General features: G+C 43.6%; 24 protein-coding genes. 5 read left to right on the top strand and 19 right to left on the bottom strand.

The annotated features are described in order from the left end of the window. Positions 1-28: 28 nt before the first annotated feature. Complete coding sequence (locus tag ACDQ55_RS10390) at positions 29-811, bottom strand: SDR family NAD(P)-dependent oxidoreductase (protein WP_420981318.1); 783 nt, start codon at positions 809-811, stop codon at positions 29-31. Between the two features lie 148 nt (positions 812-959). On the opposite strand from ACDQ55_RS10390, the gene ACDQ55_RS10385 reads away from it, so the two are divergent. Further along, the gene (locus tag ACDQ55_RS10385) at positions 960-1,637 is read left to right on the top strand and encodes a M15 family metallopeptidase (RefSeq protein WP_420981317.1); all 678 of its coding nucleotides are present in this window, start codon (positions 960-962) and stop codon (positions 1,635-1,637) included. Here the strand turns inward: ACDQ55_RS10385 and ACDQ55_RS10380 are convergent. The 6 genes from ACDQ55_RS10380 to leuC form a co-directional block, all read right to left on the bottom strand. Next, on the bottom strand, positions 1,634-2,026 hold the full coding sequence (locus ACDQ55_RS10380; protein WP_420981316.1) for a hypothetical protein: 393 nt from the start codon (positions 2,024-2,026) through the stop codon (positions 1,634-1,636). The genes ACDQ55_RS10385 and ACDQ55_RS10380 overlap by 4 nt on opposite strands. Positions 2,027-2,143: 117 nt before the next feature. Further along, a complete protein-coding gene (locus ACDQ55_RS10375; protein ID WP_420981315.1) occupies positions 2,144-3,649 on the bottom strand; it encodes a 2-isopropylmalate synthase in 1,506 nt (501 codons plus the stop codon). Between the two features lie 27 nt (positions 3,650-3,676). Beyond that, positions 3,677-4,750, bottom strand: a complete 1,074-nt coding sequence (gene leuB / locus ACDQ55_RS10370; protein ID WP_420981638.1) for a 3-isopropylmalate dehydrogenase — start codon at positions 4,748-4,750, stop codon at positions 3,677-3,679. Between the two features lie 77 nt (positions 4,751-4,827). Then, positions 4,828-5,427, bottom strand: coding sequence for a 3-isopropylmalate dehydratase small subunit (gene leuD / locus ACDQ55_RS10365; protein ID WP_420981314.1), 600 nt, complete (start codon positions 5,425-5,427; stop codon positions 4,828-4,830). Between the two features lie 15 nt (positions 5,428-5,442). Further along, the gene (locus ACDQ55_RS10360) at positions 5,443-6,198 is read right to left on the bottom strand and encodes a class I SAM-dependent methyltransferase (protein ID WP_420981313.1); all 756 of its coding nucleotides are present in this window, start codon (positions 6,196-6,198) and stop codon (positions 5,443-5,445) included. Positions 6,199-6,265: 67 nt separating this feature from the next. Continuing rightward, positions 6,266-7,666 carry a 3-isopropylmalate dehydratase large subunit gene (gene leuC / locus ACDQ55_RS10355; protein ID WP_420981312.1) on the bottom strand — a complete coding sequence of 467 codons (1,401 nt, stop codon included), beginning with the start codon at positions 7,664-7,666 and terminating at the stop codon, positions 6,266-6,268. A gap of 154 nt (positions 7,667-7,820) precedes the next feature. Between leuC and ACDQ55_RS10350 the strand changes: the two genes are divergently transcribed. Beyond that, a complete protein-coding gene (locus ACDQ55_RS10350) occupies positions 7,821-9,374 on the top strand; it encodes a hypothetical protein (protein WP_420981311.1) in 1,554 nt (517 codons plus the stop codon). A 61-nt stretch (positions 9,375-9,435) separates the two neighbouring features. On the opposite strand, the gene ACDQ55_RS10345 is transcribed toward ACDQ55_RS10350, so the two are convergent. Further along, positions 9,436-10,563 (bottom strand): hypothetical protein, encoded by a 1,128-nt coding sequence (locus ACDQ55_RS10345; RefSeq protein ID WP_420981310.1) that lies wholly within the window; start codon positions 10,561-10,563, stop codon positions 9,436-9,438. A gap of 1 nt (position 10,564) precedes the next feature. Then, positions 10,565-11,206 carry an ABC transporter ATP-binding protein gene (locus ACDQ55_RS10340; RefSeq protein WP_420981309.1) on the bottom strand — a complete coding sequence of 214 codons (642 nt, stop codon included), beginning with the start codon at positions 11,204-11,206 and terminating at the stop codon, positions 10,565-10,567. 445 nt (positions 11,207-11,651) lie between these two features. Between ACDQ55_RS10340 and ACDQ55_RS10335 the strand changes: the two genes are divergently transcribed. Both ACDQ55_RS10335 and ACDQ55_RS10330 read left to right on the top strand, forming a co-directional pair. After that, the gene (locus ACDQ55_RS10335; RefSeq protein ID WP_420981308.1) at positions 11,652-12,626 is read left to right on the top strand and encodes a ribonucleoside-diphosphate reductase small subunit; all 975 of its coding nucleotides are present in this window, start codon (positions 11,652-11,654) and stop codon (positions 12,624-12,626) included. 81 nt (positions 12,627-12,707) lie between these two features. Further along, positions 12,708-15,083, top strand: coding sequence for a ribonucleoside-diphosphate reductase subunit alpha (locus ACDQ55_RS10330; RefSeq protein WP_420981307.1), 2,376 nt, complete (start codon positions 12,708-12,710; stop codon positions 15,081-15,083). Positions 15,084-15,162: 79 nt separating this feature from the next. Here ACDQ55_RS10330 and ACDQ55_RS10325 read toward each other — a convergent pair whose 3' ends face one another. The 8 genes from ACDQ55_RS10325 to ACDQ55_RS10290 form a co-directional block, all read right to left on the bottom strand. Beyond that, entirely contained in the window at positions 15,163-16,392 is a 1,230-nt protein-coding gene (locus ACDQ55_RS10325; protein WP_420981306.1) for an MFS transporter, read from the bottom strand. Positions 16,393-16,408: 16 nt separating this feature from the next. Continuing rightward, positions 16,409-16,846 carry a MarR family winged helix-turn-helix transcriptional regulator gene (locus tag ACDQ55_RS10320; protein WP_420981305.1) on the bottom strand — a complete coding sequence of 146 codons (438 nt, stop codon included), beginning with the start codon at positions 16,844-16,846 and terminating at the stop codon, positions 16,409-16,411. A 797-nt stretch (positions 16,847-17,643) separates the two neighbouring features. Beyond that, complete coding sequence (locus ACDQ55_RS10315) at positions 17,644-18,003, bottom strand: tetratricopeptide repeat protein (RefSeq protein WP_420981637.1); 360 nt, start codon at positions 18,001-18,003, stop codon at positions 17,644-17,646. A 124-nt stretch (positions 18,004-18,127) separates the two neighbouring features. Next, positions 18,128-18,331: a hypothetical protein gene (locus tag ACDQ55_RS10310; RefSeq protein WP_420981304.1), complete on the bottom strand. Its 204-nt coding sequence runs from the start codon at positions 18,329-18,331 to the stop codon at positions 18,128-18,130. Positions 18,332-18,552: 221 nt separating this feature from the next. After that, on the bottom strand, positions 18,553-18,966 hold the full coding sequence (locus tag ACDQ55_RS10305; protein ID WP_420981303.1) for a hypothetical protein: 414 nt from the start codon (positions 18,964-18,966) through the stop codon (positions 18,553-18,555). 205 nt (positions 18,967-19,171) lie between these two features. After that, positions 19,172-19,609, bottom strand: coding sequence for a DUF4265 domain-containing protein (locus ACDQ55_RS10300; RefSeq protein WP_420981302.1), 438 nt, complete (start codon positions 19,607-19,609; stop codon positions 19,172-19,174). After that, positions 19,599-19,886, bottom strand: a complete 288-nt coding sequence (locus ACDQ55_RS10295) for an HNH endonuclease (RefSeq protein ID WP_420981301.1) — start codon at positions 19,884-19,886, stop codon at positions 19,599-19,601. Before ACDQ55_RS10295 ends, ACDQ55_RS10300 begins: the two co-directional genes overlap by 11 nt. 68 nt (positions 19,887-19,954) lie before the next feature. Continuing rightward, positions 19,955-20,590 (bottom strand): hypothetical protein, encoded by a 636-nt coding sequence (locus ACDQ55_RS10290; protein ID WP_420981300.1) that lies wholly within the window; start codon positions 20,588-20,590, stop codon positions 19,955-19,957. 33 nt (positions 20,591-20,623) lie between these two features. Here ACDQ55_RS10290 and ACDQ55_RS10285 point away from each other — a divergent pair, with 33 nt between their 5' ends. Further along, on the top strand, positions 20,624-20,914 hold the full coding sequence (locus ACDQ55_RS10285) for a helix-turn-helix domain-containing protein (RefSeq protein WP_420981299.1): 291 nt from the start codon (positions 20,624-20,626) through the stop codon (positions 20,912-20,914). A gap of 85 nt (positions 20,915-20,999) precedes the next feature. On the opposite strand, the gene ACDQ55_RS10280 is transcribed toward ACDQ55_RS10285, so the two are convergent. Beyond that, positions 21,000-21,275 carry a hypothetical protein gene (locus ACDQ55_RS10280; protein WP_420981298.1) on the bottom strand — a complete coding sequence of 92 codons (276 nt, stop codon included), beginning with the start codon at positions 21,273-21,275 and terminating at the stop codon, positions 21,000-21,002. Positions 21,276-21,286: 11 nt separating this feature from the next. Further along, positions 21,287-25,369 carry a DUF6443 domain-containing protein gene (locus ACDQ55_RS10275; RefSeq protein ID WP_420981297.1) on the bottom strand — a complete coding sequence of 1,361 codons (4,083 nt, stop codon included), beginning with the start codon at positions 25,367-25,369 and terminating at the stop codon, positions 21,287-21,289. Between the last annotated feature and the right edge of the window lie 106 nt (positions 25,370-25,475).

The raw sequence follows: 25,475 nt of genomic DNA, 5'->3' as shown, positions 1-25,475 counted from the left end.
CACTTTGAAACATTCATTACATTAATTATTAATTATTGAGCCGGATAAAACCGCCGTCAATCGGATAATCAGAGCCGGTAATAAATCCGGCTTCATCAGAGCAGAGGAATAATGCCAGGTTACCTACTTCCACCGGTTTTGCCATACGGCCTATAGGCTGCGTTTTGCTCAGTTTCTCAAACATTTCGGCTTCCTTACCGGGATAGTTCTTAGCAATAAAACCATCTACAAACGGGGTATGTACCCTGGCTGGAGACACACAATTGCAGCGGATATTGGCATCCAGGTAATCTTTGGCAACAGATAAGGTCATGGTGAGCACGGCGCCTTTGCTCATGGAGTAGGCCAACCGGTCTGGTATGCCTACGCTGGAAGCAATGGAAGCGATATTGAGAATAACACCACCGCCCTGCGCTTTCATTTGCTTGATAACGGCATACATACAGTTATAAGTACCTTTCACATTTACCTGGTATACCCGGTCGAAGTCCTGTTCAGCAGTATTCTCCAACTTTCCTACATGTGCAATGCCAGCGCAGTTCACCAAAATATCCAGTTTGCCGGCTGTTTTCACGATGCTGTCCATTACCTGTATCACGGCAGCCTGGTCGGCCACATTGCAGGCATGCACGGTTGCCTGGCCACCGGCAGCCACAATCTCTTCTGCAGTAGTACGGCCTCCTTCTTCATTCAGCTCCACAATATGTACCTGTGCACCCTGCGCACCGAATGTTTTTGCTATTGCCTGTCCTATTCCGCTACCACCGCCAGTGATAACTGCCACTTTATGATCTAATCTGAACAGTTCCATCAGTAAAATTTTTTAAGGGTTCTAAAATACCTATTTAAATCAGGCGATTACAATTGTATTTTCACTGTATTTTATACTTTCTTGCCTTATTTTCGTAAAGTTCAATAATTACAGAAATTTCTGACCTTTTTTACTGAATAACCAGCATATGAAAATATTACTCATCGCCACTCTATCAGGGCTTTTTACCGCCCAGGTGGCCGCCCAAACAATTCCAACTAATCAATACGGGTTACGGGTACTTACTACCCAGGAGCAATACCAGCAACTGGTAAAAGCCGATAGTAACCAGCGGCTGGTCAACCTGGAACAATACATACCTGGCATCAGGAAAGATGTGCGCTATGCCACTGCTAACAATTTTACTAAACAACAGTTGTATACAAAAACGGATATTTATCTGCGCCTGCCGGCGGCCAGGGCACTAAAAGCCGTTCAGGATGCACTCCGGCAAAAAGGATATGGCTTACTGATCTACGATGCCTACCGTCCCTATCATGTTACGGAAGCCATGTTTAAAATAGTGCCCAACGACCTGTATGCCGCAGATCCCCGTAAAGGTTCGGGGCATAACCGGGGCGTGGCAGTAGACCTTAGCATGGTAAACCTCCAAACAGGCAAGCCTGTCACCATGCCCACCGATTTCGATGATTTTACCTACAAAGCCCACCAAAACTATTTACCAGCCGATCCTACGGTAACAGCTAACCGCAAATTACTGCGCGATACCATGAAGGCCCATGGCTTTAAAGAAAGTACCACAGAGTGGTGGCATTATTACTTGCCGGATTATAAGAAATACCCGTTGATGGACATCTCCTTTTAAGGAATGTAAATAGTATCTACCCGGTTGGGCAAGCCCTCCCAAGTAATATACCAGGCACCGCCGGCTGGCGGAACAAAAGAAAAAGTACGGGTTTGCGGCGTGTTAAGCGTTGTACAGTTAGCGCAAGGCCGGTACAGCGCTCCGGCTTTCACTATAATAGACCGCCCGTGGATGATAGGTATAAATTGATAGATAGTAGAACAGGTATTTTGGAATGTACAACTTACATCAAAGAAGGCGGCATCTTGTCCGCGGATACCCGTATTGGAAGTACCCATATACCGGACATCAGTAATAGGTTCTATATTGTATTGTGAACAGTCTACGTTATTCTTTTTACAGGCAGCAGCTAATAATAACAGCACTACCGCCATCAGCATCGTTCTCATGAGGGAAGATAATTATTCCCCTGTAGAACGAAACATTAAAATAAAAGTTACACCATTCATTTTTTCTTGTTTTTCCCAGGCAAGAAAAAATAAATGGTGTTTGTTCGTTACCTTTTATTAATAAATTTTATTCAGGGCATCTACGTAAGCATGCACAGAAGCATTTACAATATCGGTAGAGATACCAAATCCGTAGTAAGATTGCCCGTTGTGTTTTACGCGCATATTTACTTTACTCACATCTTCGCTACCTCCGCGCATAGACTGGATATTAAATTCATCCAGTTCTATAATATCCTTGATAATACCATGGATAGCGTTGATAGTAGCGTTTACAGGGCCATTCCCTGCAGCACTGGCTTCTCTTTCTATTCCATTGATACGGAGTTTTACAGTAGCCATCGGGCGTAAAGGATCGCCGCAAACTACCTGCAACAACATTACTTTGATAGCGTTATCACTGTAAGTTTGCGCATCACCGTCGCCCATCAGTTCCAGCAGGTCGGCATCGTTGATTTCTTTTTTGGAATCCGCCATCAGCAGGAAGCGTTGGTATACTTCATCCACATTTACCTTTTCCAGGTTATAGCCCAAACGCTGCAGGTGATGTTTCAGTGCATGGCGTCCGCTACGGGCAGTGAGGATAATTGCGTTGGAATTAATGCCCACATCTTCCGGATTCAGGATCTCATAATTTTCGCGGTGTTTGAGCACTCCATCCTGGTGGATACCGGAGCTGTGCGCGAAAGCATTGCGGCCTACAATCGCCTTGTTAGGCTGTACAGGCATGTGCATCATACTTTCTACCAGGTTACTGATCTCATAGATACCTTTGGAGTTGATGTTGGTATGATAGCCCAGCGCATGGTGCGTTTTAAGGATCATGGCCACTTCTTCCAGGGAGGTATTACCAGCGCGTTCACCGATGCCGTTAATCGTGCATTCTACCTGACGGGCGCCATTAATGATACCTGCAACAGTATTGGCGGTAGCCAACCCGAGATCGTTATGGCAATGTACAGAGATGATAGCATTATCGATATTAGCGACGTGATCTACCAGGTATTTAATTTTTGCACCGTATTGATCGGGCAGGCAGTAGCCGTTGGTATCGGGGATATTGACAGTAGTAGCGCCGGCAGCAATAACGGCTTCAATCATGCGGGCCAGGTATTCGTTGTCGGCACGGCCTGCATCTTCTGCATAAAATTCCACATCATCGGTAAACTTACGGGCATACTTCACTGCCGCTACCGCACGTTCGAGGATCTCTTCACGGGTGCTGTTGAATTTATACTTGATGTGCATATCGGAAGCGCCAATACCGGTGTGGATACGGCCACGTTTTGCGAAACGCAGCGCGTCGGCTGCCGCATCAATATCTTTAGTGTTGGCACGGGTGAGGGCACAGATCACAGGCTCCGTTACCGCTTTAGAAATTTCCACTACGCTCTGGAAATCGCCAGGGCTGGAAATAGGGAAGCCGGCCTCGATGATGTCTACGCCTAACGCTTCCAGTTTTTTAGCAATTTCAATTTTTTCTACAGTAGTCAGCTGGCAGCCTGGCACTTGTTCACCGTCGCGCAGGGTAGTATCAAAGACGTATACACGATTTTTATCCATGATAGGTGTAATGATTTTATTGAATGATTAGTTCAGGTTCTCTAATACTTTAGTGCCCATAGCATCGGTGCCCATAATGAAATCGTTGTCAGTATGCTTGTTGGCAATATCCATTGTTCTGTACCCTTGTCTGAGTGTAGCTTCCACGGCTTTGATCACACGTTGGGACTCTGTTTTCAGCCCGAAGGAGATATCCAGCATCAGGGCTGCCGACAAAATAGAAGCCAGCGGATTGGCAATGCCTTTACCGGCAATATCATGTGCAGAACCATGGATAGGCTCATAAAAACCAATGCTGTCACCTACAGAAGCAGATGCCAACATCCCCATAGAACCGGCTATTTGGGAAGCTTCATCGGTGAGGATATCTCCAAACAAGTTACCAGTAAGCACTACATCAAAACGTTTCGGGTCTTTGATCAATTGCATGGCGGCGTTGTCGATAAACATGTGTTCTGTTTCCACATCAGGATATTCTTTCGCTACTTCCTGTACTACTTCCCTCCACAGGCGGCTGGCTTCCAATACATTGGCTTTGTCTACAGAACAAAGCTTTTTGCGGCGCGTGCGCGCGGCTTCATAGGCTTTACGGGCAATACGTTCTACTTCAAAACGATGGTAGATCATCAGATCGGAAGCGGTATTACGGTCGGCTGTCCTTAACTTCTCGCCGAAGTATACATCTCCGGTAAGTTCGCGAAAGAAAAGGATGTCTGCACCTCTCAATATTTCCGGTTTGATGCTGGAAGCTTCCAGCAGTTCATCAAACAGCTTGATCGGGCGAAGATTAGCATATAACCCAAGCTCTTTTCTGATTTTGAGCAACCCTTGTTCAGGTCTTACTTTCAAGGTCGGGTCATTATCATATTTAGCATGGCCAATAGCGCCAAACAGGATGGCATCGGAGCCTTTTGCTTTCTGCAATGTTTCATCCGGCAGTGGCTCGCCAGTGGCTTCAATGGCTACGTGTCCCATAATACCTTCTTCGAAGGTAAAAGTGTGGTGGTAATTATTTGCAATGGTAGTCAACACCTTTTGTCCCCATGACGTTACTTCCTGTCCGATTCCATCTCCAGGTATTACCAGTATTTTCTTCTCAATGCCCATATAGCTGTTAAATTTTAGCTTTGGCCGCTAGCAGCTAGCGGCCAAAGCCAGTTGTAATTTTAGTGATCAGGTTAAAAATTATATGCTCTGGTAGTTTCGTATTGCTCAATTTCTTTGCGGAGGCTCAGTAAATAGTCAATATCATCGTATCCATTGATCAGGCATGTTTTTTTATACGGGTTGATATCGAAATTCTCCAGCTCTCCGGTGGCAACGATCCTGATGAATTGGTTTTCCAGGTCTACTTCCAATGCAGTCTGCGGATTGGCTTCAATAGCGCTGAAGAGCTTATCCAGGAAAGCATCAGACACCTGCACGGGCAAGATGAAATTGTTGAGGGCATTGTTTTTGAAGATATCTGCAAAAAAACTGCTCACCACCACTTTAAAGCCGGCATCTGCAATAGCCCAGGCAGCATGCTCACGGGAAGAGCCGCAACCGAAGTTCTTGCCAGCCACCAAAATGCTACCGCCGTAGATGGGATTGTTCATTACAAAGTCGGCTTTCGGTGTATTGTCCGCTTCATAACGCCAGTCGCGGAACAGATTTTCTCCAAAGCCTTCCCGGGTAGTTGCTTTCAGAAAGCGGGCCGGTATAATCTGGTCTGTATCTATATTTTCGATAGGCACAGGTACCGCAGGTGAAACGAGATGTTGAAATATTTTACTCATGATACACTTTTCAATTTAAATTTTTGTGGCGGCTACCCGCAGACGAACGTAGTCGGCATACAGCGCGCCATCTTTTATCAGCAGTGGTGCTACTTCCTCCTGCACTTGTTCCATAATAGCCACTTTATCTTTTTCTGGCACATTTGTAAAGAAATGAGGCGCAAACATTTCGAGCCAATTGACGATACCCGTTTCCGGGTCTGTTAACCTGGAAGGGCGGTCGAAATAATGTACGCGGTCTATCCTGAACCCTGCCTTTTCCAATAGGGTAATATATTCTGCCGGCGAAGGGAAGTACCAGAAAAGCGTATAGGTATAACCACGTTGTTCCATTGCTTTTTCTAGGGAGGTGAGGATATGCTGTACATTTCCTTTTCCTCCCATTTCAAGTACCAGCCTACCGCCTTTGCGGAGATGAGCATACATTCTTTCGATCGCTTGTTCTTTTTCGCGTACCCAGTGCAGGGTAGCGTTGGAGAAGATGCCATCGAACTGCTGTGGCAAAGAAAACGCAGTGGCATCTGCCACTTCAAAATCTACTTCCGGAAAATGCTCCTTTGCGCTTGCGATCATAGTGGCAGAAGCGTCTATACCAGTTACCCGGGCCCCAGTTTGCCCAAGTTGCGCGGTAAGTTCGCCAGTGCCGCAACCCAGGTCCAGTATAACTTCACCAGATTTTGGCTGCAACCAGTCGATCAGGCTGTTGCCGTATTCGAATACAAAGGCATATTTTTCTTTATATAGATCTGCGTTCCATTGATCTCCGCTCATGTTGATAAAGTTTTAGGCATAATGATCAGCTACAGGCTTTCAGGCGCCAACAGTTAGTGTTGATAACCTATCCCAGCAATTGCCGTACATCCGTTACCGTTCCAGTAATGGCCGCCGCTGCCGCTGTTAATGGGCTGGCGAGGAAAGTACGGGCATTAGGACCCTGACGGCCTTCGAAATTGCGGTTGGAAGTAGAGATACAATACATGCCGGCAGGCACTTTATCTTCATTCATGGCCAGGCAGGCGGAGCATCCGGGCTCACGCAACTGAAAACCGGCTGCTTCAAATATCTGGTCTATCCCTTCTGCTTTGGCTTGGGCCTCTACTTGTTTGGAGCCGGGTACAATCCAAACCACCACGTCATCTGCCTTACGCTTTCCTTTTACGAAGTCGGCTACCAAACGTAAGTCTTCGATACGGGAGTTGGTACAACTGCCAATGAATACATAATCCACCTTTTTTCCCAGCAATGCAGCGCCAGGCTGGAGATCCATATATTCGAGGGATTTATTGAACGACGGTCTTTCTTTTTCTTCCAGGTCTTCCAGTACAGGAATGCTACGGGTTACACCCATGCCCATGCCTGGATTGGTGCCATAGGTAATCTGTGGCTCTATATCGGCCGCATCAAAAGTGAGCACTTTATCAAATTCGGCGTCTGCATCGGAGTACAGCGTTTGCCAGTAGGCCAGGGATTGATCCCAGTCGGCACCGGCAGGAGCAAATTCGCGGCCCTTGATATAATTGAAAGTGGTATCATCCGGCGCAATAAGACCTCCGCGGGCACCCATTTCAATGCTCATATTGCAGATGGTCATACGCGCTTCCATACTGAGACTGCGAATAGCTTCACCGGCATATTCCACAAAATAACCGGTGGCACCGGAAGCGGATATTTTAGAAATGATGTACAGGATAATATCTTTCGACAATACACCCTTGCCCAACTGCCCATTTACCTCAATCTTCATTCTTTTGGGCTTGTATTGCAGGATGCACTGTGTAGCCAACACCTGCTCTACCTCAGAGGTGCCGATGCCAAAAGCTACTGCGCCAAAAGCACCATGCGTGCTGGTATGGCTATCGCCACACACGATGGTCATGCCCGGCAGGGTAATCCCCAATTCCGGCCCGATCACGTGTACGATGCCCTGGAAACGGTGCCCCAGACCATATAACTCCACCCCAAACTCCGTGGTATTTTTAGTCAGCATGTCTACCTGCTTGCGGCTAAGCGCTTCTTTGATAGGCTGATCCTGGTGCAAGGTAGGTACGTTGTGGTCGGCAGTAGCCCTTGTTTTACCCGGACGGAAAACAGGAATGCCCCGCTTACGCAATCCATCGAATGCCTGGGGGCTGGTTACCTCGTGAATAAAGTGCGTGTTGATATACACCGCATCGGGATGCCCCGGCTTGCTCACTACAATGTGGCCGTCCCAAATTTTATCAAATAACGTTTTTCCCATCCTTTTAGCTTCCTTTAAAAATTGTTTATACCTTCAAATCTAATGGTCCTTAATTAATTGACATATTGCTAAATTTGCCTTAATTACAACCTTTAAAAGCCTTCTATATACGTCAATATATTGTTTATCAATTATTTACAAGATTTTATTAACGATGCCCAACAGCCAAAGCGATGCTTTATTCATATTGATAAAAACACTTACTAAATCTGAAAAACGCAATTTCCAACTGGCGTTTAACAGGGATAATACCAAAGAGGACGTGCTTTTTATACAGCTTTTCAATACGCTGGATAAAATGAAGGAGTACGATGAAGAACAGATCCTCAAAAAGATCACCGATATCAAAAAACAACAGTTATCCAACGTAAAGGCGCACCTGTACAAGCACCTGTTATCCAGCTTACGGCAACTGTACAAACAAAAAGACCCGCTGATCGATCTCCGGGAACAACTGGACCATGCGCGGGTATTGTACAATAAAGGATTGTATAACCAAAGTCTGAAAATACTGGCGAAAGCCAAAACGGCCGCCATGGAGCAGGAAGAAGTGATGCTGACTTACGAGATCGTGGAATTTGAAAAACTGATAGAATCCCGGCACATTACCCGCAGCCTAGAGAACAGGGCAGAAGTGCTAAGTGCCGAGTCCCGGCAAATAGAGCAACAGCTCACCAATATCAGCCGCCTTTCCACCCTCTCCCTGCGCATGTATGGCCTGTACCTGAAACTTGGGCACGCGCGCAACGAACGTGATGCGGAAATGGTAAAATCTTTCTTCGAAAGCCAGCTCCCCGCATTGCAACATGCCCACATGAGCTTTTATGAAAAAATATACATGTACCAGGCTTCCAGCTGGTATTACTACATCCTGCAGGATTTCGTGATGTACTACCGCTATACGCAGAAATGGGTAGACCTGTTCCGGAAATACCCTTACCTGCAACTTACAGACATGGATCTATACATCAAAGCGCAGCATAACCTGCTAACCGCTCACTTTTATACCTCTAATTTCGAAAAATTTAAATCGGCGCTGCAAGACCTGGAAGATTTCATTAAAGAAAACCAGGACAATTTTCACGAAAACACCCGTACCTCCGCTTTCGTATATCTATATACGGCCAAAATAAACCGTTACTTCCTGGAAGGCACATTCAGCCAGGGATTGCTGATGGTGCCGGAACTGGAAACAGAGATTGGGCGGCATACGCTCAAAATAGACCAACACCGTGTGCTGGTATTCTATTACAAAATAGCCTGTTTGTATTTTGGTAGCGGCGATAACAGCAATGCTATCGTATATCTTAATAAAATTATTAATCTGAAGATAGGTAACCTGCGGGCAGACATACAGTGTTTCGCGCGCATCCTCCACCTGATTGCCCACTACGAACTGGAGAACTACAGCCTGGTAGAATACCTGATCAAATCAGTGTACCACTTTATCTCTAAACATAAAGATCTTGGGCTGGTGATGGAAGAGATCATGAAATTCTTGCGCCGGTATATTTATGCCAATCCGAAAGAACTACGCAGCGCTTTTACCGATCTAAAAGACCGGCTGGAAGTAATTTCTGAAGACCCTTACGAACGCCGTTCCTTCCTGTACCTTGATATTATTTCCTGGCTGGAAAGCAAAATCGAAGCCATACCTGTGCAGGAAGTCATCCACCGGAAATTCATCAATAAAGAGAAACGTATATAACACCTGCCAGGAGCAAATCTATTATTCGTAATAGCTCGCACGGTTAAGCAACAAATTCAGCTCATGATTCAGGTGCTATGTAAGGTGCGTACTGACGGTATTTTTTGAAGAATATAATAGCCGATGCTATCTGTAACAACAGAATGGCCAACCATTGGTAATATCCAAGGATCATAAACAACACAATAAAAGCCGTTAACATGGTATAACGTATATGTACTTCCGGGTTCATCTTTGGAAAATACAGCAGGCAGCGAAAAAGAACAAGCAACGACAACGCAGTACAACATACAGTCACTAATCCGTATACAGTTGTTTTCGTGTAGGCATTCACAGTAATAATGATCATCTCCGGTATAAACAAAATAAGATATATCCCTATCAGCCGCAGATAATGCTTAACCAGTTTAATGGGCAGGTTCTCCATAAAATTGAGATAAGTATCATCAAAAGCACGGTGGTGCACCATTAGTTGCATATGCAGCAATACGCATACAATAACGCCTACCTGTAAGCCACGCAGATCGAAATATTCCCCCCGCTCCATAATGATGAAAGTAAGCCACAGCACTAAGGTAGAAAATAGCTTGGTGCTCACAATACGCCTGGGAAAATTAGTGAACAGCTCATAAAGAAAATACAACACCGGTGGTTTGGTAAAATGCCGGTTAATCCATCGTTGTATATGTCCGGTAAAAAAAATAATATCGGGTTGCGCTAGCTTACGTTCGTATAACGTTAATGGCCATACGCAATTCATAATATTCACCAGGGTAACTAATACTGCCTGTACATAGTAGTGTTGTTGTACAGCTATTACCACAGCTATACCGGCATAGATTAACACGGGCAGGTATATGGCAGTATGCAGCATCAACCAGATACGCCAACGGACAGGCTTGTGGATACTGCCCATGGTAGAAAAAAGAAAATCATATCCTTGCAACTGGAAGGTTTGCAGGATAAAGCCAGTGCATTTTAATGCATAAGAAGTCCATATTAACACTACCAGTAACAGAAAAGAGTAGTTTTCCAGGAAGCCCAGCATAAGCGCCTTGTGGTAGTTGATCAGATTAGCGCCGTTCACTACACCAAACAACAAATAGAAAAGCACCAGGAAAAAGCCAGTATTCTGAATATAGAATCTTTGTGTAAATATTTTACTGAGTACAGCAGAGGTGGTACGCATATTAATTGAGCGTAATGTTTTTATGGGCCACTTTTAGTGTACCCGTTACCGTTATCTCCCTTTCATCAAGTGGCTGATGGGAAGTAATACAAAAAGAAACGCCTTTAGCGTTATATTGCCGGATCAGCTCATACAATACACCAACAGCGCGGGTATCTATGGTGATCAGCGGCTCATCGAGCAATATCAGGGCCGGGTTGCCGGTGAAGGCCAGCAGCAGTGACAGTTTTTTGAGCATTCCGCTAGAATAGCTGCTTACCGGGTTATTCACATACATATCCACTCCTATACGCGCTCCGATTTCATAGATTGCCTCCCGATCGCCTCCTTTAGTATTAAGGTATAGTTCCAGCAGATCGCGGCCGGTGAGAAAAGAAGGATATAAAGGTTCTGCCTCTGCATAATTAATTAAGCGGCGGTATTGCACCGGGTGTTGGCGGCTGCTCACATTCCCCTGCAATAATATTTCACCCTTAAATGGGATTAGGCCAGCCATCACCTTCATACAGGTGGTTTTGCCCGCACCGTTTTCACCCTGTAACCAATAAATGCCAGCAGGCAGTTCCAGTTTGGCAATATCCAAGATGGGCACATCCTGATAATTTTTTTTGACAGCGTGAAGAGCGATAACCGGTTCGGACATATGTTTAAAACTTAGAAATGTAAATATGAAAAATTACCGCATATATATTCATAAAGTGGGGTCTTTTTAACAAAAATTTTTCTGGTCCATTTTTGGGCTGAGGGTCATGTGTTTATAAAGTAACGGTAATAAAGCACCATACAAACATATTACTATAGATTTTTTTTACATGGAAATCATATTACATATACACAAACCCTACACGCCGTGAAACATGCTATGCCACTATACCCTGATAATGTTTTATATCTTTTTCCACACCTGTTGAAAACTATATCCGACATCCCTTAGCGGGATGCTTACATTTGTATTCCTGAGCGTATGGATTTTAGGAAAACAGAGATGTTGAAACAAGATAATGTGAGGAGAAAAGTGCTGGTTTCAGTATGCTGACCCCAAACAGAAAAACCAAAAACCTTCGACAGTACCCATAAAATAATTAAAGATGAGTAACGAGAATGAAATTCTTTTAAAAGAGAACAAGGACCGCTTTGTGCTATTGCCAATCAAATACCCAAAAATCTGGGAGCAATACAAAAAACACGAAGCAAGTTTCTGGACAGCCGAAGAAATAGATTTAAGCAGTGACCTAAAGGATTGGGCAAACCTGAACGATGGAGAACGTCATTTTATTTCTCATGTACTGGCATTTTTTGCGGCCAGCGATGGTATAGTAAATGAAAATCTGGCAGTAAACTTTATGAGTGAAGTACAGATTCCGGAAGCCCGTTGTTTTTACGGATTCCAGATCATGATGGAAAACATTCACTCTGAAACATATGCATTGCTGATCGATACTTATGTGAAAGATCCGGCAGAAAAAGACCGCTTATTCCACGCTATAGATACTGTACCTGCTGTGGCGAAAAAAGCAGAATGGGCGTTACGCTGGATTGAGAATGGCTCCTTTGCAGAGCGCCTGGTGGCTTTCGCTGCTGTAGAAGGTATTTTCTTCAGCGGTAGCTTCTGTTCTATTTTCTGGTTAAAGAAAAGAGGACTGATGCCCGGGTTAACTTTTTCCAACGAGCTGATCAGCAGAGACGAGGGATTGCATTGCGAATTCGCTTGCCTGCTCTATAGCATGCTGGAAAATAAACTCAGCGAAGAACAGGTACACACGATTATCCGTGATGCCGTTACCTACGAAAAAGAATTTATTACTGAAGCCCTGCCAGTAGGCCTGATCGGCATGAACGCCGACCTGATGTCGCAATACATTGAATTTGTGGCAGACAGGTGGCTGGGAGAACTGGGCTACACTAAAATATATAACGCGTCCAATCCTTTTGATTTCATGGAAATGATCTCCTTACAAGGTAAAACCAACTTCTTTGAAAAACGTGTGGGAGATTATCAGAAATCAGGAGTAATGGGCGGCACCAAAGAATCGCAAACATTCAGCCTGGAAGAAGATTTCTAGTCGCGGCTAATAAAAAATATTTACTAACCTACTTTAGCTAACAGCTTATCACTAATAGCTAAACGCTTAAATTCTACTCCCATGTTCGTCATCAAAAGAGATGGTAGAAAAGAAGCAGTGAAATTCGACAAAATCACTGCGCGCATTGAAAAACTATGCTATGGCTTTAATACTGAATATGTAGACGCCATAGATGTAGCCAAAAAAGTAATACAAGGTTTGTATGATGGTGTAACTACCAGTGAACTGGATAACCTGGCTGCCGAAACAGCAGCATCCCTTACAACTAAACATCCAGACTATGCCCTGCTGGCTTCCCGCATAGCAGTAAGCAACCTGCATAAAAATACCATCAAATCGTTTTCCAAAACGATGAAAAAACTGTATGAGTATGTAGATCCTAAAACCGGTAAATCGGCCGCGCTGCTGTCTGATGACGTGTATGAGATCATTAAGAAAAATGCAGAGCTCCTGGATTCCAGCATTATATACGACCGCGATTTTGCGTTCGACTATTTCGGGTTCAAAACGTTGGAACGCTCTTACCTGCTGAAAACAGACGGTAAAGTACAGGAACGTCCGCAACACATGCTGATGCGCGTTTCTGTAGGCATCCACAAAGAAGATATCGAGTCTGCCATCAAAACTTACCACCTGATGAGCGAGCGTTGGTTCACACACGCTACGCCTACCCTGTTTAATGCGGGCACACCAAAACCTCAGATGTCTTCCTGCTTCCTGCTCACCATGCAAGATGATAGCATTGAAGGTATCTACGATACGCTGAAACAAACCGCTAAAATTTCCCAGAGCGCCGGCGGTATCGGATTAAGCATCCATAACATCCGCGCTACCGGTTCTTATATCAGCGGCACCAACGGTACTTCCAACGGTATCATCCCAATGCTCCGCGTATTCAACGATACTGCACGCTACGTAGACCAGGGTGGTGGCAAACGTAAAGGTGCCTTCGCCATTTACCTGGAGCCCTGGCACGCCGATATCTTCGAATTCCTGGACTTACGCAAGAACCATGGTAAAGAAGAAATGCGCGCCCGCGACCTCTTTTACGCCCTCTGGGTTTCCGACCTGTTCATGAAGCGCGTGGAAGCAAACGGCGACTGGTCGCTGTTCTGCCCACACGAAGCACCTGGACTCCACGAATGCTGGGGCGAAGCATTTGAAAAACTGTATACCCAATACGAGCAAGAAGGACGTGCACGCAAAACCATCAAAGCACAAGACCTCTGGTTCGCTATCCTGGATGCACAGATAGAAACCGGCAACCCTTACCTGCTGTATAAAGATGCGGCCAACCGTAAATCCAATCAGCAAAACCTGGGTACCATCAAGAGCTCCAACCTCTGCACAGAGATCATCGAATATACCGACGCCAACGAAGTAGCTGTATGTAACCTGGCTTCCCTGGCACTGCCCCGCTTTGTTATCGACGGTAAATTCGATCACGAAAAATTATATGAGGTGACCTACCAGGCTACCATCAACCTCAATAAAATTATCGACAACAACTATTACCCGGTAGAAGAGGCCAAACGCAGCAACCTGCGCCACCGCCCTATAGGACTGGGCGTACAAGGGCTGGCAGATGCCTTCATCCTCATGCGCTATCCGTTCGAAAGCGATGAAGCGAAAAAACTGAACAGCGAAATATTTGAAACCATCTACTTTGCTGGCTTGTCTGCCTCTAATGAACTGGCAAAAAGAGACGGTGCCTACGAAACTTTCGCCGGCTCTCCCGCCTCTAAAGGTACCCTGCAATTTGATATGTGGGATGTAACACCTACCAACCGCTGGGATTGGGCTTCCCTGAAACAGTCGATCGTAGCGCATGGTATCCGCAACTCTCTGTTGCTGGCGCCTATGCCTACGGCCTCTACTTCACAAATCCTGGGTAACAATGAGTGCTTTGAACCTTACACCTCCAATATCTACACCCGCCGTGTACTGAGCGGAGAATTTGTAGTGGTGAACAAACACCTCCTGAAAGACCTGGTAGAACTGGGACTGTGGGATAATGATATGAAAACAAAGATCATTGCACACAACGGTTCTATCCAAAATATTAACGAAATACCTGCCAATATCAAAGAACTGTACAAAACAGTTTGGGAGATCAAGCAACGTAATCTCATTGATATGGCAGCAGATCGCGGTGCTTTCATCTGCCAATCGCAATCGCTTAATCTGTTCGTAGATACGCCTACTACGGGTAAACTTACCTCCATGCACTTCTACGCCTGGAAAAAAGGCTTAAAAACCGGTATGTATTACCTGCGTACACAGGCAGCTGCGCAAGCAGTACAGTTTACTGTAGAAAAACAAGCTGGCCATCAGATCCAGCCAGTAGTAGCCACCGGTGGCAACAGCAACTTCGAAGAAGAGATCGTGGGCGCTGTTTGCACCATGGAAGAAGGTTGCGTTACCTGCAGCGCTTAATAATAAGGGTTAAGTAAGTATAAAATAACAATAGGCCGTCTCCGACGGCCTATTGTTATTTTATACACAATATTCTTTTTTAGGAACGCACCGGCAAAACACCCGGTTGCCCTACATGTACTGCGCGGAAAAGCAACCCACCAATACATAAGGTAATAAGTCCCTGCAACAAAACAGTATCCGGAGTGCCGATCCATTGTGAAATAGTCCCCACCAATAAGCCTCCCAGCGGCTGCATACCAAAAAAAGCCATTGCATAAAAGCTGATCACCCGGCCCCGCATTGACGGGTCTACGGTGGTTTGTATCAGCGTATTACTGATAGTGATTTGTGACATCATCCCAAAGCCCGCCATCGTAGCAAATATCAACGCCAACGGGTAAATGGTGGTATGTGAGAACAATACCAACCCCGCCCCAAACACTAAGGTATTCACGGCTAATATCTTCCGCAGATTTTTACCTGGTTTCAACGAAGCAAGGAAAATAGCGCCCAAAAAAGCCCCCAAACCAATAGCACTATCAATCATCCCAAAGGTAGACGCATTGCCCTTAAAAATATCACGGGCATATACCGGCATCAGCGTAGCATAAGGCAGTACCAATAGACTAACAGATCCTAATGTTAATAATATCAAGGAGATAGCAGGCGTCTGTTTGATATACACAAACCCTTCTTTCAACTCGCCCAATATATTTTTTGTGTGAAGTTTAGGTGTATAAAGTGGTAGCTTCATGCGGAGCAGCGAGCCTATTACGGCAATAAAACTGATCGCATTTAAACCGAAACAAATGTCTTCCCCAAATTTCTCCAATGCCAACCCCGCTATACCCGGACCTATCAAACGGGAGAGATTTACCATGGAAGAATTCAATGCAAGGGCATTAGGCAGATCTGCCTTGTCATCCACCATTTCATATACAAGCGATTGACGGGCAGGCACATCGAAAGCATTGATGAACCCCAGAAAAGCACTCAGGCCGATGATCTCCCATACCGCATAATGCCTGAAATAAATGAGCACCGTTAACAGCACGGCCTGTATCATTGAGGCTACCTGGGTAAGCAACAATAGTTTATACCGATTATACCGGTCGGAGGCTACTCCTCCCAGAAAAGAGAAGACAAAAGACGGGAACATACTTGCAAAAAGGGTAAGCCCCAGCATAAACTTAGAATGGGTTTGGGAGTAGATCACCCAGCTTACGGCCGTTTTCTGCATCCAGGTTCCAATCAGTGAAATAGACTGGCCACTGAAATATAACCGGTAATTACGGCTTTTGAAGGCATTAAATGTAGTGATATTCATTGCTTATGGCACGCTTTCATTCAAAATCAACTATTTTGGCTAAGGGAGCAAGGGCAGCCTGTAAGATAGCCTGTTCTGCCGGTGTACAGGCGCTGTGAATCGCCTTGCTTAACCATTCATTCCGTTCTTTCCTTATCCGCTGTATCCGCTCTTTGCCCGCATCAGAAAGGGAAATATTAATCTTCCGCTTGTCGTAGGGAACGCTTTTACGGGTAATTAACCCCTGCGCAGCCAACCGGTGCAGTAACTGCCCCATCGACTGCGGCGTCATCTTCTCCATTACTGCCAGCTCAGCCGAAAGCAAATGCTCATGCTGTTCCAGCAACACCAATACAGCACGCTCGCTCTGCGACAACTGTTCGTTTGAAGGTGATAATCTGCGGAGCTTTCGTACCAGCCTGGTCAACAAAGGGCGCAATTCAGCCGCTAACGTATCCTGGTCTTTTAACAACATATTTGTAAGGTAACTTTATAAGTTTACCTTACAAATATAGTGCTATTTTGGAAGATTATAGTAAGATGATTTGCCGGAAAACCAGCTCAGCGATACGTTGAGTCACTGCTGGAAAAGAGTCGAGGTGACCGTGCATCATTATTTAGCAAGGATAATATGGCTACATAACCGGTACTATTTTTCGGAAAAAACGCTCCGTTTAGTACAACGCGGTACATAACTTTTACTTGAAAAGATACCGGTGTATGCTAACAGGTGAAGCAATAATAAAATAATAAGATTGGCTTCAACCTTTCCTCTATTTTTTTGTTAGTAGTAACATTCACTCCCCTGATGATATCATCTTTTCGTGGAGCACCTGGCTACTACTACCATCAAGCATACACCAATCCAATGCAACGAGAGCGTCTCAAAAGTAATTGAGACGCTCTTTTATTTTAGATGAAAAAAGATGATTTTGAGAGACATTATTTCAAAATGCAATTTTTGATGCAGTATTAATTATCCAACCAGATACCGCCTAGGATAGTAAACCCCAGCTCTTCCGTTTAGTAAGCAATGGCCCCTAGTATTGTACACTCCTTTACCTAGGTCTTATCCGGGTTTGAGTTTAATCTTATCGTAGTGATTTTACCCAAATAGCTGACCGCTGCATAATACCCCTCGGCTATTCTTATATTTGTATTTGATATCCAAATAACCTCCATATTCTTGACGATACCGCCAACGTGTCTAATGATACATTTGAATTGGTAACAGAATACCGATAATACCCATTTAAGTGAAAGCATATCTACTTAATCTGTTATCCCTTTTTCCTTGGCCTGCCTAAGCCAAATATTAGCAATTCCTTCATTTTTCGATATACCAATTCCATAATAGTAACATCTACCAACTTCATATATAGCTTGCTTATCCCCTAGTAATGCAGCATTTAAATAGCACTCAAATGCTTTTTTAAAGCTTTTCTTCACCCCATCTCCGTTTTCATAACAAACAGCTAAATCAAAATAAGCATTACTATAATTACCTTCTATAGAAATCAGAAAATATTCAACCGCTAAAAATGGATTCTTTTCCACAAATGTCCCATGTAAGTACCAAGTGCCAATAGCGTATAATGCTTCTGCATTTCCTTTGTTCGCTGATTGCTTCAGAAGATTAAATACAATCTGTAAATCAGGGCGTTCCTTTTGCGTTTCAACAAAGGCTTTTCGAAGTAAACATTTCCTTTGGCCATATGTTCCATTTATTCTTGTTTTTACTATTAATATTTTTTACTCAGTAGTTGGTGGCTTCGGCGGCGTTTCTAAGCATGTATAATTGATCGCTGGTAATATAAGATAGCTGAACATTCATCGTTGCCCGCAGTTGTTCTATCGTTTGGGTAGAAGCATAATTACCACTTGCATCAGTAACGATGTGTTTAAATAGCTCTCCTTCCGGATAAGGCGTCGACCGGATTACGGGATAAACATTATTCAAAATGAGAAAAGGGCACTCAAAATTACTTTTGAGACACCCTTTTCTTGTTTCTTATAAAAAGAATTATATCAATCCACTTCGTTGAAAAAACGATTCAAAATCAATCTTAAATTTATCAAAGTCAAATCTTTTATCCTTTTGACAGTGTTAATCACATCCAGTGATTTTAATTGAATGTAATAATAAAATGATAACTATATCAATTACTTTGTTCATCATAGTTAGCTACCAAAATTCTCCGCATAAACTGAGACTTGAATACTGATCCCGAATTCAGCAGCCAGACTAACCAGCTCAACAGGCATAAATATTTGCATCGAAGATTTCCCACTTGAGAACTCAATGCCAAAATCCAGACTGATTTGATCGATCCCTTTAGTTTTTTTGATACGCAATAGCTGGTCACGGTGCCTTTTTAAATACCTGAGAATATCCTTTACCTGCGTATTTAAATCAGTAAAATCTGCTTTACTCGTTTTTATAGTTAAAAAAGAATAAGGCAATTTTTCTCCATTTGGTCTTAACGGAAAACGAGGCTCACCCTTATTCCTTTTCTTTACAACCCGCAACCTGGTCGCACTTAAAAAAGAAGAAATATCGAAGTTTTTTCCAGCTATTATTAAATTACAAGGCATAAAATCATTTTAATAATAAAAAATTATCATGGTGTAGCACCCGCCAGGACCAATGATGCGCCTGCGGTTTCCGGCGCCAGAAAAACTGCCACCCCTAATTTTATACCCAAATAAAGAACATATGCAGCAGTAATCGCAATTCTAACTTTAGCCACCTGCTTTGTAGCTACGGCTGCACCTCCATCAGATGGCATTAATGTTATTTCTAATACTCGTACGATAAACAAGACTCTTCATATACCCACTTTTCATCAGCTTCTCCTTTATCAAGATAATCTTTAACAGGTTTATAATTACATTCTTTGGGAATATTAACGGCAACTATCTTTCTCAAATAAAAAAGCTCGTTTTCACATCCAAATGCATTTAGATCCAATCTCGCTTGTTCAATATACTTTTCTTCAGTAAAAAATAAACGAATAGTACTATTCCCTGATACTGCAACAAAATCATCAAAATAGTAGGCATCTTCATCGCTATCATATTCAGCCTTTATTGTATCCCCTAAGGCTATACGTCTGGCTATAAATGGAATATTATCAATAACATAATAATCTCCCACATGACTACACCAAAGGCTTTCTACTTCAGTACCACCTTCCTCAAGTGCCTGTACAAATAATATTTTCTGCTTATTGTCCATCTGTTTTATTACTTTTTTTAATACTACATCCCCTGCAAAGCACCTGTCCATTATCCGGAGTGCCACTACCTCCTTTCGATTTCGGCTTCTTATGATCAACATGCGCCTCGTTTGACGGCGGCGTTTCACCTCTTTGGTGCTGCTCTCCGTTTTGCACCTCTACACCACAATTCTCACCTTCCATCTTTCCTCCCTTCTGAGCTTTATTCAAATCTTTAACTGCTTTCTTTCCTGCCCTCGTAAAATTTTCTCCAGGACGGGGCTTCTCACTAAGCATATCGACTCTTTCCTGCGCTTTTTATACATCATTGGCCTTAAGTAGACTGCCAGGAACAGGAAGAGGCATTACCAATGATGGGTTCCCAACCAATACTTTCCCCCCACCTCCCAATGCTTCGGATCTACCTGGTTCCACCTACGTATCTGTGGATCAAGTGTTCTATAAAACGCGTCATATTGATTAAGATCAAGATCAGTCGTATGCTCTATACCGTTGTATTCTTTTCTGTTCTTAGGGTAGTTACTCCCCTTCAACGCATTCGAACTAATCCCCGCCATCGCGAGCCCCAACGGATAATAATGCGTCTCCTCCAACAAGGGGCCAGAATTAATCCCTAAGATTACATCATCAAAAAATACATCCTGCGCACTTTCATTGCTGGTATACACATACAGGAAACCACTTTTCGTAATAGGCATCTTCTCTGTAGCCAATGTCTGTAGCTGATCGGGGATTCCTCTCAACTGTTTCACCCCACTGTTTTCTTCCACCAGGTGGAACTGGTCATCAAACAGCACATAACTAAGATAAGCCTTGGGACGATCGTTTGTTTGCTGATCCGGATACTTTTCTTTTAATCGCTGATAGTCAACATTATAAAATGTGTTATTAAAAGGCGAAGACTGAGCAACAGCAGTGGCGGCATGGGTCTCTTCCTTTAATATATTCCCATTAAAGGCCTGCAGCAAGGCTGCCAACATTGTTTCCGTTGTAGCTGGTGCATTGCTTTTCTCTTGAGGCTCGGTAAGGCGGTAGGCACCTCAGGTGCTATCATCGGTCGTTATGAGCGTAACGAGATTACCCCATCTGTAGAAGTAGCCGCAAAGATTGCGGACGCGCTGGACGTGAGCCTGGATTATCTGGTGGGTAACACAACCTTTTTAGTGAAGGACAAAAAAATGCTCTATCGCTTGGAGCTACTGGATAAGATTTCAGAAGAAGACCGTAATACCATACTACGGGTGATCGATGCATTCTTAAAAGAAGCCCAACTCACCACTACTGTTAAAAAATTAAAAGCATAAAAAACTAAAACAGAGAAGCCGATGGAGCTCCATCGGCTTCTCTGTTTATTTCAATTCGGCTAAGTTATGATAAACACAAAATCTTTTATGACTCTGACGTCTTTATCACATTGACCATAAGAAGACCAGGCTTTATTCTTAAACAAAAGAACCACACATTCTCAATCCCCTCCACCTTCGTTGGGCTTTCATTATTAAGCTCCGCTTGTAATTCTAACTTCCCTTTTTCTCCTAAAAACTTTATCTGGGCCAAGTCTAAACTTTCACTCCACAAAACCATCGCAGCATTTACATTAATCCCTTTAACCTGACTAATATATGTGCCTCCTCTAAATTCCGTAATAAATGTATATATATTCATACTTTGATTTACTAATTACTTCCCTTTGCTTTTCTACTATGGTTTTCGCCCGTATTATCCATTTTTTTCTTTTCGTGATCTACAGTTCTCTTTAACTTATCTAACGATGCTTTATCCTCTTTTGTCTTATTGGGCTTACTTTTCAAGGTTTCATATTCTTTCTTTGCCGATTCATATCTATCTTTTGCTGATTCTCTTGCTTTTTGATTGGCATGTTGTCCATTTTTACCACCACCGTGTTTCTCCGGTACCGTTATGGATTCCATTTTCCCCAATATATCCGCCACTTCTGGCGAAACTTTCGGCTTATCTTTCTCATCAATAGCCTTTTCTGGAGCTTTCAATGGAGCCGCAGTCTCATCTTTAGTAGCAGGAGCAGCTTCTTTATCTTTAGGCTTAGCACCATTTTTTCCCGCCGCTTCGGATAATAAATTGACTGCTGACATTGTCGTAGTGGCAACCCGATAGACTTGATAAACCTCGTACCCTTCAAACGCAAGTTCCAGCCCATAAACTATTATTGGTATTACAATTGGGAATTTACCATCCGGATCACCAAACCTTATAGGATTATTAAATGCAAAATGATACGGCGTATAATCCTCTTGGTTACTCTCAATAAGAGGATCTATCTGTAAAAATCTTCCTATCTGTGCATCATACGTTCTTGCATTAAAATCATACAACTCTAACCCTGATCCATCACTGAACTCTCCAGACTGTAATTCATTTCCGTTGTATCTCTTCCTATTCTCCGGATAATTCGCCCCCTTTAACGCATTGGAACTTATCCCACTCATCGCGAGTCCAAACGGATAATAATGCGTCTCCTCCAACAAGGGGCCGGAACTAATCCCTAAGATTACATCATCAAAAAATACATCCTGCGCACTTTCATTGCTGGTATACACATACAGGAAACCACTTTTCGTAATAGGCATCTTCTCTGTAGCCAATGTCTGTAGCTGATCGGGGATTCCTCTCAACTGTTTCACCCCACTGTTTTCTCCCACCAGGTGGAACTGGTCATCAAACAGCACATAACTAAGATAAGCCTTGGGACGATCGTTTGTTTGCTGATCCGGATACTTTTCTTTTAATCGCTGATAGTCAACATTATAAAATGTGTTATTAAAAGGCGAGGACTGAGCAACAGCAGCGGCAGCATGGGTCTCTTCCTTTAATATATTCCCATTAAATGCCTGCAGCAAGGCTGCCAACATTGTTTCCGTTGTAGCTGGTGCATTGCTTTTCTCTTGAGGATTAGCAGACTTATAAAAAGCCTTTGTACCAATAACAACGGTATCGCCTGCCATTACTTTCAATACCAGGGAAGGGCCAATACGTTTATCCTGCTGACTGCCGTTCAATTTTGCAACATATCTATTCGCAGTATCAGCGCCATCTGGGTAACCTGCTGGTTTATTAATACGGCTTGAGGTAATGTTGGCAAACAGGGCATCTTCTGTGGAAGCTCTTTCCGCTTCCATACTCGCAAGATACAAATTATATTGTTGTTGTTCGGTTAGTACCTGCCTTGTATTTCCCAGATGATCTTTCACAAAATAATCACAGAGAAATTGCACTGGCTGACCACTGGTATACACCAGGCGTATACGACCTTCTTCATGACCAATAAACCGCAAACTGTCTTGTTCGTACACCATATCTCCAATATATTCAGTAACAGTAGTTGTTGGGCTTCCACTACTATTATCCGTTACCGTTTTACGATGTTTTACGCCTGCCGCATCATATTCATACCGGATGCTCCCTTTCCCGGCAATGGTAATCAGTTCCGGTAAATTCAGGTAGTTATAGGTAATCTGCGTAATGCCTTTATTATTGTCTACAGTCAGGTTACCATTGTCATCGTAGGCATAATCAACTGCCTGCCCTTTGATTATTTCTTTGAAATCTCCTAATGTGGAAGCACTGTTATTCCTTTCGTCTGTTACAGCCAGCAACTTGTTACTGTTGCCATTTACCTGGTAGCTATATCTCAGATCATCTATCTGGTCGCTGCCTGCCCCGGTAAGCCCCCATTGCTGCATCCGTTTAATGTTCCCATTAGCATCATAAGCCTGAACAGGATCAATTCCGTCTCCCATCTTCACGTCGAAGTTAACGCCATTCTGCGCCCAGGTACCGCCGGAAAACTGGCTATAATCTGCCCTCATTAATCTGCCTGCAGGGTCATAGGCATAACCATATGCTCTTTCTGTTGGATCACTGGCGCCTTTCCACCGTATACCAGCAATATTTCCATTATACTGGGGTTCCGTAAAGCCATAATCAAAGCTGATTTCTTCACCAAAATAATGATTGGTTTCGGCACCAAAATATCCTTTGTTGATACTAGTTAACCAACCTGCTATATTGTAATCATAGTTAAGTGTTTCCAGTACAGTGCCATCGGTTCTTTTAAAGGTTTTTCTCTTTATCTCTCCCAGTGCATTGTACTCAATACTATCAATGGTTACCTGATTTTTCCCATTCAGCTTTTTACTGATCCTTGTTAAACGGCTGGCTTCATCATATTCAAACATGGTTAACACCTGTACTTCAGGCGTTGCCACACTCCTGGGATGATGATGTATTAAGTTGGCATTCAACGTTTGCCCGTTGAAGTTATACAACATCGTAAGGATGTCTGTACCTCCGGCACTATTATCGGAAAGAGTTTGCCTAACCCGGCCTTTAGTGTCGTAATACCTGGTGGTATATAGCCATTGATTACTTCCCAACACCTTCACCTTGCTACCGGTCATCAACCCTTTGACTTCGGGGTTAATTGGCTGTTCATCAACGTAGGGCGTACCAAGAGGAGCGGCCATTGAAAGCGAAGCAGCATCTTTCTTACCAGGAAAAGTATAATCATCATAATAAGTACAGCTAAGTATGTCTAATTGATCGCTGGTAATATAAGATAGCTCAACATTCATCACTGCCTGCAGTTGTTCTATCGTTTGGGTAGAAGCATAGAAGCCTGTCATCACCGGGCGGTTCATCTCATCGTACAAAGTAGCGATCCATTTACCCTGCTGACGCAGTATGCCGTCGCGGTTCAATACCGGGCGGTCTAGCGCATCGTATACGGTTTCCGCTATGGCGCCTCCTGGCAATTGCTTACGTATGAGACGCTTACGGTCGTCATAGCTGTAACTATAACAAAGCTCATTGCGCAAAGAAACATCTGCCAGGTTCCAGTTATTTCCTGTTAGTATTTCTACTGCCCGTGGCGGTAAAACAAAACGCAGATTACTATAGCTATCATATACATAATAGGTACAAAGCCAGCCGGTATATGCTTCTCCTGCTGTTGGCTGTAATTGTACTTTCTTTAAGATGATCCTTTTTTCTTTGTCTTTATATTCTATGGTCTTACTACCACTTGCATCAGTAACGATGTGTTTAAAGAGCTCTCCTTCAGGATAAGGCGTTGACCGGATTACGGGATAACCATTACTCCCCATTTCCCAGATCTTTACATCATCTGCCGGTTTATTAGTGAGATATTGATACTGAACACCTCTGCCGCTACCCGCCCAACTGTTTCCCGCTGTCATTACACGCAAAGGCCGGCTTAAAGGAGATGGTTCATATACTGTTTCTGAGTAAAACACACTTTCACCCGGATAAAACGCACCTGCAAAGGTGGCCTGATCTATAAAGGCCGCCGGTTGAAATTCTCCGTTTGCATCAGGAGAAATATAGGGAAGATATTGGTATCGCGCACGACCTAAGTCATCATATAGGATGGGTGTCACCAGATCCCTTTTATCGCCCGGGGAAACACCTTTGTTTACTGTTTGCATAGGCCTTCCAAGACCATCTAAGTATTGCGTGCCCTGTTTTACATCTTTGGGATCGGTGTAAGATGGCACAGTAGCCGGATCTGTAATAGGGCGCGAAGGCTCCCAGGTACGGATATAATTCAGTTTTACAGTGTTAGGGTATACTGGCACGGGGTTCACAGCAACAGTGGGTAATGGCACTATATGAACGCCAGGTTTATTTTGGGCGGCTATGTTGGCAGATATCATTATCCATCCAATCAATGCGATAAAAAACTGGCTAATGAAAGATTTCATAAGGGTAAATTTTACTGGGATTAATTGGCGTAGTGATATTGATAACTTTTCAAAATATTTCCATCATGATCTTTTACTAGTCTTAATCTTTGGAAATCATCATATT

The sequence above is a fragment of the Chitinophaga sp. 30R24 genome (genome assembly GCF_049056765.1).
Lineage (GTDB): Bacteria > Bacteroidota > Bacteroidia > Chitinophagales > Chitinophagaceae > Chitinophaga.
This window is presented reverse-complemented; position numbering and strand designations above follow the sequence as displayed.